This is a genomic window from Cellulomonas sp. P4_B5_2 (genome assembly GCF_056402235.1).
Window position 1 is genome coordinate 1 of record NZ_JBFUHU010000475.1, and the last position, 1955, is coordinate 1955.

Below are 1955 nucleotides of genomic sequence, written 5' to 3' on the forward strand. Positions count from 1 at the left end.
GTCCCGTGGGAGGACGTGCTCGACCTGCTGAGCCGGCGGCACGGGCTGCTCGACGGCCTGGTGTTCTCGGGCGGGGAGCCGACGATGCAGTTCGCGCTGCGCGACGCCGCGGTGCAGGTCCACGACGCCGGGTTCGGCGTGGGCCTGCACACGTCCGGCGCCTACCCGCGACGGCTCGAGGCCGTGCTCCCGCACGTCGACTGGGTGGGGCTGGACGTGAAGGCACCCGCGCGGCTGTACCGAGCGATCACGCAGGTCGGCGGGCCGCGGACCAGCGCGGATGCCGCGTTCGCCTCGCTGCGGCTGGTGCTGGGCGCGGGGGTCGACGTGCAGGTGCGCACCACGGTCGACCCGACGGTCCTGAGCGACGCCGACGTGGCGGAGCTCGGGGCCGTCCTGGCCGACCTCGGGGTGCGCGACCACGTGCTCCAGGAGGTCCGGCCGGACGGGACGACGAGCGAGTACCGGGAAGCCCTCGCGGCGACGCGCTGAACGCACCTCGTCGCGAGGGCGGTCTCTCTGTTTGAATGCGCTCAGAGGGAGGGGCCCGATGGATGTGCGTGTGACCAGCCGGGACATCGGTCCCCGGACAGTCGTCGAGGTGGACGGCGAGATCGACGTGTCCTCGGCCGACGTGCTGCGCGACCAGGTCGCCGAGCTGCTCGACCGCGACCGCACCGACCTCGTGATCGACCTGCGCGCGGTGCGGTTCATGGACTCGACCGGGCTCGGCGTGCTCGTCGGCACCCTGAAGAAGGTCCGGCTGGCCGGCGGTCAGCTGCAGCTGGTGATCGACTCCGAACGGCTGCTCAAGGTCTTCCGGATCACCGCGCTGCTCCAGGTGTTCACCGTGCACGAGACGATCGAGGCAGCTCTCGCCGACTGACCGGATCAGTCCCTCTGGAAGTCGTAGACGAGGGACGGCTCATCGTCTGCGGTCGTGGCCGAGGCGATGCGGACCGACCACCCGTCGACCGTGCCGRACAGCGGGCCCTGCTGCGGAGGCGCGCCCACACCGAGACTGTGGCTCTCGGTGGTGTCGAGCCCGAGCATTCCCGCGGCTGTCGACACCTTGTCGTCGGCGCCGGCGACGACCTCGACGACCCAGCGGTCCGACGACTCGTGGTGCGCGGCGACCAGCCGATCGCCGAGCAGACCGGCCTCGATCGGGAAGTCCCCCGGAAGGCCCGCCACCGGGGCTGGGTCGTCGAGGGAGAGCATCGCCGGACCGACCGCCGTGGCCGGCTGGTCGGCCGTCCCCCGGTAGGTGAGGTAGACGGAGTAGACACCGGTCGGCAGCGGGACGCCGCCGGGTGTGCCGGGCACTGCGCACGTCACCAGGTCGAGCCCGAGGTAGCGCACGGTGGCCGCGCCGAGCAGGAGCGACATCTCGGCGTCCGGCTCCAGCTCGCTCGTGGCCACCACGGTGGATCCGGACGCGACGAGGACCTGGAGGTCGAGGGCGTCCGGAGAGTCGGCACGAGACGCGCGATCGGCGTCGATCTGCGCCGTGAGCGCCGCCATCTGCTCGCGCAGGGCATCGATCTCCGCGGGGTCCGACTGCGGGGTCCCGTCGCCTCCCTGCTCGGCCGTGGCAAGGAGCGTCTTGAGGGTCGACAGCTGGACCTGCGTGAAGGATCCGTCACCTGGCAGCTCCAGCTCCTCCGCGGTCGCCGGGGTGACGGCGCCGAGCGTGAAGTGCCGACCGAGAAGCGTGCCGAGCCGGCCGCCCGAGGACGGCGTGATCACGCCGTCCTCGATCTGGGTACTGTCCGCGAACCCGACCGGCGAGTCCGTGACGTGCGCGAGCGCCTCGATGTCCGACCCGCAGGTACCGGGCGCCGCGTCCGCCCGGGCGGCGGGCAGCACCGACGGCGCCGGGCGGCCGATCCAGGTCGCACCGAGCGCCACCGCCCCGGCCGCTCCGACGGCGACGCCGCTGCGCACCCCGGCGC

The 1955-nt window shown here is 73.0% G+C and carries 3 protein-coding genes; 2 read left to right on the forward strand and 1 reads right to left on the reverse strand.

Annotated features, from left to right (window positions below; translation table 11 throughout):
* Positions 1 to 492, forward strand: a 492-nt coding sequence (locus tag AC1DUQ_RS21305) for a radical SAM protein (RefSeq protein ID WP_477074583.1), incomplete at its 5' end; no start/stop codon positions are given.
* A gap of 58 nt (positions 493 to 550) precedes the next feature.
* Entirely contained in the window at positions 551 to 886 is a 336-nt protein-coding gene (locus AC1DUQ_RS21310) for an STAS domain-containing protein (protein ID WP_477061238.1), read from the forward strand.
* A 5-nt stretch (positions 887 to 891) separates the two neighbouring features.
* On the opposite strand, the gene AC1DUQ_RS21315 is transcribed toward AC1DUQ_RS21310, so the two are convergent.
* The coding region (locus AC1DUQ_RS21315) for a hypothetical protein (protein WP_477074584.1) at positions 892 to 1955 on the reverse strand (1064 nt) is incomplete at its 5' end.